This window comes from Pedobacter sp. 01N416 (assembly GCF_056399685.1).
The window spans coordinates 1-8695 of sequence record NZ_JBFTRT010000306.1 but is presented as its reverse complement, the minus strand read 5'-3'; the positions used below and the strand labels follow the sequence as shown (position 1 = coordinate 8695).

At 43.5% G+C, this 8695-nt stretch carries 6 protein-coding genes; 5 read left to right on the top strand and 1 reads right to left on the bottom strand.

The window, feature by feature from the left end; genetic code table 11:
- Positions 1-267: 267 nt before the first annotated feature.
- From AC1DND_RS16880 to AC1DND_RS16860, 5 genes are all read left to right on the top strand, one after another.
- The gene (locus tag AC1DND_RS16880; protein ID WP_477583354.1) at positions 268-600 is read left to right on the top strand and encodes a hypothetical protein; all 333 of its coding nucleotides are present in this window, start codon (positions 268-270) and stop codon (positions 598-600) included.
- A gap of 390 nt (positions 601-990) precedes the next feature.
- The gene (locus tag AC1DND_RS16875) at positions 991-3423 is read left to right on the top strand and encodes a heavy metal translocating P-type ATPase (protein WP_477583352.1); all 2433 of its coding nucleotides are present in this window, start codon (positions 991-993) and stop codon (positions 3421-3423) included.
- A gap of 456 nt (positions 3424-3879) precedes the next feature.
- Positions 3880-4200 (top strand): DUF6660 family protein, encoded by a 321-nt coding sequence (locus tag AC1DND_RS16870; RefSeq protein ID WP_477583350.1) that lies wholly within the window; start codon positions 3880-3882, stop codon positions 4198-4200.
- Between the two features lie 59 nt (positions 4201-4259).
- Positions 4260-6440 carry a TonB-dependent receptor gene (locus AC1DND_RS16865; protein ID WP_477583348.1) on the top strand — a complete coding sequence of 727 codons (2181 nt, stop codon included), beginning with the start codon at positions 4260-4262 and terminating at the stop codon, positions 6438-6440.
- Between the two features lie 407 nt (positions 6441-6847).
- A complete protein-coding gene (locus AC1DND_RS16860; protein WP_167294634.1) occupies positions 6848-7027 on the top strand; it encodes a histone H1 in 180 nt (59 codons plus the stop codon).
- A 201-nt stretch (positions 7028-7228) separates the two neighbouring features.
- Here the strand turns inward: AC1DND_RS16860 and AC1DND_RS16855 are convergent.
- Positions 7229-8695: helix-hairpin-helix domain-containing protein (locus tag AC1DND_RS16855; protein WP_477583346.1), on the bottom strand; the 1467-nt coding region annotated here is incomplete at its 5' end.

Sequence of the window (8695 nt, the reverse complement as noted above, 5' to 3'; positions counted from 1 at the left end):
CTTTAGGATGTCGTGTAAAAATCAATTAAGTGCTAACTGAAATGTATATACCAGCTTCCAGGATTTTGATCAAATGATAAAACTCAGCACTTCTGGAATTTGTTGTAGTACTAAGTGTTTAGGTGATATGTTGTGAAAAGTTCGTTAATGAAGATTGCTTTAGTAGAAAGCTTTTTAAAACTATCAATCAATAGAAGGCGAAAAATTATATAACAAATTCATAAAATTATATAAAGTTCTTGCGAGAGAAAAATGTTACTTGCGATCATGAAAGTCATCGCGTTTTTTATGGTTATCTGCATGAGCCTAGTTTCAGTTGTTACTGGAACAGTACAGGCTATGCAATACGATAAAGAGCCGAAATGCTGTATGCAATCGGGTATGGCTAAGCCATGCAAGTCGCACAAAACGGATAAAGCAATGGGCATGTGTTTGACCAAACTATGCTGCAATGTGCCAGGATTCACCATAAACAAAGTGGTTCAAATAGTACCAGCCGCTCCTATAGAGGTTGAAAACTGCTCAGGTAATCTGGCGCGTGAAAGTACAATTGACTTTTCATTCCCTTTCTGGCACCCGCCGAAAGTATTGTTGATATAAATAAACTAAAATTGACGCTGGTTTTTTATCACAACATTAAAATATTCAAATGAAAAAGTTCCTTATCATCACATCAATGATGTTGATCAGTCTATCTACCTATACGTTCGCAGGCAACACACCATGCTGCAACCGTAAAATGAACAATTGCACCAAATGCTCAAAATCCTGTACAAAAGGAGTATGTGAAGATTATTGCAGTAAACAGTGCAAAGATACTGGTGGATGCAAAAAATGTAAATAATTACAAAGCCGGGAACTTTTCCCGGCTTTGCTGTTTATAACAGCCGGTAGCCAACTGATGTGATCAAACCATTTTGCTATGGTATTGGCAGCTTTTTTTAAGAAAGATAAATACTGGGTAAATAACTAAATTTAAGCTACCAGCCAATGAAAAACAACAACATGGAACACACCTATAAAATAACCGGAATGAGCTGTCAGGGCTGCCGGACCAAAGTTGAAAATGCGCTGAATACCATTGATGGCATTTTCGCAAACGTGTCCCTGGAGCCCGCCGAAGCCATCATTACAATGGAAAAACATATACCAACTGAGAAATTGCAGGAGGCGCTTTCTGCTGTTGGACATTACGGCATTGAAATGGGCGCTGTTGAAAAACATGTTTTAAAAGCAAATGAACATATAGATGATCACCATCATGGATTATCCCAAGGGCAAAATTCCTCCAGACAAGAGCTTGGTGGAAAAGAAGCYGGAGCATTATTTTATTGTCCGATGCACTGCGAAGGCGAAAAGACCTATGATAAGCCAGGGCACTGCCCTGTGTGTGGAATGGACCTGATAAAACAGCCCGTTCTTAAGCATACGGCAAAATTTACCTGCCCCATGCATCCCGAGATCATTAGTGACAAACCCGGCGCATGCCCAATCTGCGGCATGGAGCTAATTCCATTAGGGGTAGATATTGAAGAGGAAGATAAAACTTATGAAACCCTGCTCAAAAAATTCCGGGTAGCCACAATTTTTACCATACCCATTTTTGTTATAGCCATGACTGAAATGATTCCAAATAATCCCTTGTTTGATTTATTGGAACTTAAGTACTGGAACTGGGTTCAGTTCGCGCTTTCTATTCCGGTGGTTTTTTATGCTACCTGGATGTTCTTTCAGCGGGCATGGCAGTCTATCATAACCTGGAAACTGAATATGTTTACCCTGATCGGAATTGGCGCAGGGGTAGCATGGGTTTTTAGCCTTGTCGCACTTCTTTTTCCTGATTTTTTCCCTGATCAGTTTAAAACACATCATGGTACCGTTTTTGTTTATTTTGAGGCGGCAACCGTGATCCTGACCTTGGTATTGCTTGGCCAGCTTTTGGAAGCCGGGGCACATAGCAAAACCAACAGCGCCATTAAGGAGCTGCTGAAGCTGGCCCCGAATACAGCAACAAAAGTGGTTGGGGATAAGGAAATATCAGTATCTATTGATGACATCCATAAAGGAGATCTGTTGAGGGTAAAGCCAGGTGAAAAAATCCCGGTAGATGGTAGTATTAAGACCGGGGAAGCTATTATTGATGAATCCATGATTTCAGGTGAACCCGTTCCTGTGGAGAAAAATATTGGGGACAAGGTAAGTTCGGGCACTATCAATGGAAATAAAACCTTTGTGATGCTTGCGGAGAAGGTGGGTTCAGAAACGCTTTTGTCGCAGATCATCGAAATGGTGAATTCGGCAAGCCGCTCAAAAGCGCCCATCCAAAAAATGGCGGATAAAATCTCAGGTTATTTCGTGCCTGTTGTGGTATTGATTTCTATTGTAACGTTCGTGGTATGGGCTGTATATGGCCCCGATCCGGCCTACGTTTATGCTTTTGTAAATGCAATAGCGGTATTGATTATTGCATGTCCATGTGCGCTGGGCCTTGCTACGCCAATGTCAGTAATGGTGGGAGTAGGTAAGGGTGCCCAGTCTGGTATACTGATCAAGAATGCTGAATCCCTTGAGAAAATGAATGCGATTGATGTAGTGATCGTAGATAAGACTGGTACAGTAACCGAAGGTAAGCCATCGGTAGAAAAGGTGGTCAGTGTAAATCCGGATTTTACAGAGCAGGATGTTCTTGAAAAAATTGTGGCTTTGAATAGCAGCAGCGAACATCCATTGGCTCAGGCAACTTTGCGTTATGGGGAAGAAAACAAGATAGATGTTAAACCCATATCAAACTTTGAGGCGATCACGGGAAAGGGAGTAATGGGTATCTTGGATGGAGAAAGGYTGGCTTTGGGGAATCAAAAATTAATGGAACATGTTAAAACGACAATTAATCCTGAATCAGAGGAACAGGTTAGGGCCGCTCAAAAGCAGGGTAAAACCGTTTCTTATTTAGCTGTAGGAAATGCAGTAAGCGAAACCTTGAATTTGGACGGTTTTAAGGCTCAGATGCTGCCGGAGGACAAACTGAATGAAATAAAAAAACTACAGGCCCAAGGCAAAAAGGTAGCCATGGCAGGCGATGGCATCAATGATGCACCTGCACTTTCTCAGGCTGATATCGGCATTGCGATGGGCACGGGAACGGATGTAGCCATCCAGAGCGCAGCCATCACATTGGTGAAGGGAGATTTAAACGGGATCGCAAAGGCCCGGTTGTTGAGCCATAAGGTTATGGCAAATATCAAAGGAAACCTGTTTTTCGCTCTTGGATACAATATATTGGGGATTCCGATAGCAGCAGGTATTTTATATCCGTTTTTTGGGATTTTACTTTCTCCAATGATTGCTGCATTGGCGATGAGCTTTAGTTCCGTTTCTGTTATCTTGAATTCTTTGCGCTTGAGAAGTACAAAGATTGATTAGATTTTAATGGACACTGAAAGCCTATGCAATGGCGACATGTTTTACCATTGATGGGGGAAGCTGATGTTGATCTGGTTTTTTTTTAGCGGTTGAAAACATAAAGTGCACCTTTTGACTTTATGGTCACTACAAATAAAATCAAATTTATTTTGGGTCATTAATTTTATATCGTAATATTTATACTCCACTTAAATGCAGGCAGTTCCACAACCGATAAAAATAGTGTCGAATTGAATTCAGGCGTGTTGAGTACGATGTGGAAGCATCCGCCACAGCCATCATAAACAGCCCCCTGCCCGATGAGTTTGCTGATGCCTTGAGGCTTGCAAAATAACCTCAATCAATTGGATAATCAAATTTGAGGGTGCAGTGCTCTATTCTTTATTTACAGGCTTTGCAACCGGTAATATCATATAATAACGGCGCGGGTATCAGTAAATTTTATACTTTTACACCGTGAAATTCATTGCCCTGGTTTTATCTCTCATCGTATTTACGCTAACCGCGGTACCATGCTGTGCTTTAGCGCGAGAAGATAGCCATGCACTGAAAACCGATAAAGCGGAAAAACATGCTTGCAGTGAACATAGTGATAATTGCTGCAAAGGTTGTTCACCGTTTTATGTCTGCGGTACCTGTATTGGCTTTACCATCACTACACGTTCAACGATCGTTTTTGCGGTCCAGCTTTTACCTGTTCAGCACAATACGGCTTATATTCCACTTGAACTCCAGGCTATTTCTATTTCCATCTGGCAGCCGCCCAAACTTTCGTAGTTTATTTTCCTATCGTCCTAAACGGACATATTTATCGAAATCATTATTTAAAGATCATTATGAAAAGAACGATTGTGGTTTTGGCTATACTGTTGTTTACAGTTACCGCCTTTGCCCAAAATACGTATAAAGCCGTCATCAAAGACGCAAAGACGAACCAGGTACTTTCAGGAGCTACATTAAAAGTGCTTGGAACGACCATTGGCACGAAATCAGATAGTGCAGGTAATGCAAGTATTAGTGGTATACCTTCAGGTAAACAGACCATTCAGTTTAGTTATGTAGGCTACCAGACTAAAACGGATACACTGACCTTTCCCCTTGCTGAAACTAACCTTTTGACCGTTTTACTTACTGCAGCTGAAGAAGACGAGGACTTGGAGGATGTAGTGATCTCAGCGACAAGGAGCAGCCGTACCATTGATAATATTCCTACACGGGTCGAGGTCATCGCGGGGGAAGAACTGGATGAAAAGGGAAATATGAAACCTGGCGACATCCGCATGATGCTGGCAGAAAGTACCGGGATCCAGACCCAGCAGACTTCTGCTACCAGCGGAAACTCCAGTATCCGCATACAGGGACTGGACGGAAAATATACCCAGATCATTAGAGATGGTTTTCCGTTATACGCTGGTTTCTCGGGTGGATTGGGCCTGCTTCAGATTGCCCCATTGGATCTGCAGCAGGTAGAGGTGATCAAAGGTTCATCTTCTACGCTTTACGGTGGTGGAGCAATTGCTGGACTGGTAAACCTGGTTTCTAAAAAACCGACGGAAGCGCGTCGGCTTAATTTCCTTTTGAACGGTACTTCTGCTTTGGGACTGGATGCCAGTGCTTTTTATGGACAGAAATTTGATAAAATAGGTATCACGGTTTACGGTGCATATAACAAAGGAACAGCCTATGATCCTTCAAATGCCGGTTTGACCGCTATCCCCAAGTTTGACCGTTTCACCCTGAACCCCAAATTATATTTTTATTTCAATGATGCGACTACGCTTTCGGCCGGAATCAACGCTACAACTGAAAAACGGATCGGTGGCGATCTGGAATATGTGAAGGGAAATGGCAGTGTTGCCCATTCTTATTTTGAACAGAATAAAACCGGGCGTTACAGTTCTCAGGTTGAATTGGATCATAAACTAAGCGAAAGGGAAAAGCTGGTCATTCGCAATTCAGTGAGTTATTACGACCGCAGCATCGATCTTCCAAACTACCTGTTTTCAGGCGTTCAGGTATCTACTTATAGCGAGGCAAATTATAGCCGTAACGGAGAAAAAGCAGACTGGGTATTGGGTATAAACTTTCTGACCGATAATTTTAAGGAAGATCAGAACAGTAAGAATGCACTAAGAAGTTACAATTATAACACGGTCGGCGCATTTGCGCAGAACACCTGGAGCCTTTCAGAGAAATTTAGTATCGAATCTGGGGTAAGGGGAGATTACCACAATGAATACGGGTTTTTCTTTTTACCGAGAATTTCTGGATTGTGGAAGATCAATGAACATTTTTCTATCCGCTTGGGCGGTGGTCTGGGTTATAAGGCGCCAACTGTATTTACCGAAGATGCAGAGCGGATCCAGTTCAGAAATGTAGCGCCTTTAGATGTGGCAAATACAAAGGCGGAACGCTCTTATGGTGCCAACTATGATGTGAACTACCGCACCTCGTTGTTTGACGGTGCGGTTGGATTCAGCATCAATCAGATGTTTTTTTATACCCGAATCAATAACCCGATATTGTTGACGGCTGCTACTGGAACCAATCTGGCCTATGTCCAACCAACAGGTAATTTAGATACCAGGGGTATGGAAACAAATGCCAAAGTGACCTATGGTGATTTTAAACTTTTTATAGGTTATACGCTAGCTGATGTGAACCAGCACACGGGAAGCACCAGTACAAGTTATCCGCTGGTTTCAAAGCACAGGTTAAACAATGTATTGATGTATGAGCTTGAAGATAAGTGGAAGATTGGCGCCGAGGCATACTATTTCAGCAAACAGATGCTTAATGATGGCGCCACTGGTAAAAGCTATTGGACTGCTGGCCTGATGGCAGAAAAGCTATGGGAACGGTTTTCAATTTTTGTAAATTTTGAGAATTTAACGGACACCAGGCAGACCAGCTTTGATTCGATCTATACTGGAAGCATTACAAGTCCTGTTTTCAGGGACATCTATGCACCTGTCGATGGATTTGTGGTAAACGGAGGGATAAAATTCAAACTTTAAACCTTTAGTAATTGACTTTTCTGTATAATTATTGCACACTTTACACCGGCCAGGGATTTGATATCCAAAAAATCCCTGGCTTGCTGGATAATTGAAGTTTTCAGCGCGATAAAAAGACAGGTCTGTTTGGCAGCCACCTAAATTAAGTTAAAAATCGATCTTCATTTCGATGTTATGTTTTTGCCCATAGAATCCATACTAGGCTGTTCCGGATAGGGTATTTTGTTGGCGGATGCTACGGTTTATCCTTTGTAAGCAGAGGTAATAAGGGCAGGCAATAGTGCCGGGATTCGGAATTTTTAATAGTTCTTTTTGAATTTTGGTTGAAATGTTTAGTTTTAGGGCTGGAATACGGTTTCCTAGATAAAAAACAATACCCGGGCCATTTGGCCCTTTAAAAAACAGTTATGGACAAATTCAAACAGGTACAGGAAGTGATCGCTTCAGTTGAAGCTGATGTAGCAAAATTTTATGATGGTGGAAACGCTGCAGCTGGTACGCGTGTACGTAAAGCTATGCAGGATCTTAAAAACCTTGCCCAGGAGATCAGGGCTGAGGTGACCGAGAAAAAGAACAGCGCAAAATAAACAGGAGACTGTTTTGGGAAATAAGGCCACTGGTTTAGATCAGTGGCTTTTTTGTGGGTATAGATGTTTAATGCTTTTGTTTTTTTTGGCAACGCCGGGCTATCCGCTCATATGGCTTCAGGCCTTAACCACGGACTGGTATCCGCGGCTATCGCTGTCGCAGAATAATACGTATTCCAATGACCCGGTGTAATTTGATGATTATTTAAAATTTCTGCCTCCCGGAATGGCTGAGGCTGGAGCACCTTTTTCTGTTACATCTCTGTTGCCGGAATATGGTGCGGTCCTTTCATCGGATCTGGAGAAAGCGACTGTCGGGAAACCATTGTTCTCTTCCCTGTCCATTGATCGCAGGAGGCTGGTGAGATCAAAGCAGCGCTTGACGATCACATGGATCACTTCGCCTTCTATCTGCAGCTTCCCTTCAACCATAAGTAGTCTGGATTGGATGATTTCTTTTCGGAATTTTTCGAAGAGGTTTTCAAAGACGACCAGGTTGGTAAATCCTGTTTCATCCTCAATGGTGATAAAACATACGCCTTTGGCTGTTCCGGGTCGCTGGCGGACCAGGACGAGACCTGCTACTTTGATGGTCTGTCCGTCTTTTGCCTGGGCAAGGTCCTGGGTTGGCAAAACGCGGAGGAGGCTTAACTGTTCACGCACAAAACTGACCGGATGTGCTTTTAATGATAGGGATGTGGAGGCATAGTCCTGGATCACATGCTCGCCTTTGCTCATCAGGGGCAGGGTGGCCTGCATTTCCAGGCTGCTTTCTGAAGGCTGGTTTTCAAAGAGTGCAACCGGGCGGTCGGCCATGGCGGATACTTCCCAAAGGGCAGCTCTTCTGTCCAGACCAATGGAGCGGAAGGCATCGGCATCGGCAAGCCGTTCCAGTGCAGATAGGCTGAGCCCAGCATCCATCAGTTCGTGGATATGACTATATGCTTTTTTTCTGCCATTGGTCAGGTATTCGATATCTTTAGCATTCATGCCCTTGATCTGCCTGAAACCTAAGCGGAGCGCATGATATTTTCCGGACCTTTCTTCCAGCCGGTTATCCCAGGTGGAATAATTGATGTCTATGGGCCTGATTTCCACGCCATGCTTTTTAGCATCGATGACGATCTGTGCAGGCTGATAAAAGCCCATGGGCATACTGTTGAGCAGGGCTGCGGCAAAGACATCGGGATAATAACATTTGAGCCAGCAGGAAACATAGACCAGCAGGGCAAAACTGGCTGCATGGCTTTCTGGGAAACCATAGCTTCCAAATCCTTCCAGCTGCTTGAATACGCGTTTGGCAAAGTCCTCGGTATAACCTTTGCTGGTCATGCCGGTGATGAGTTTTTCTTCAAATTTGGAGACCATACCTTTAGCTTTAAAGGTGGCCATGCTCCTGCGCAGTTCATCGGCTTCTGCTGGGGTAAAGCCTGCGGCAACAATGGCGATCTTCATGGCCTGTTCCTGAAAGAGGGGAACGCCCAATGTTCGGTGCAGGATATCTTTTAATTCTTCGGAAGGATATTCCACGTTTTCTTCTCCGTTACGCCGTCTTAAGTAGGGATGGACCATATCACCCTGGATGGGGCCCGGACGGACAATGGCTACTTCGATCACCAGGTCATAAAAACATTTGGGTCTCAGGCGTGGCAGCATGGACATCTGGGC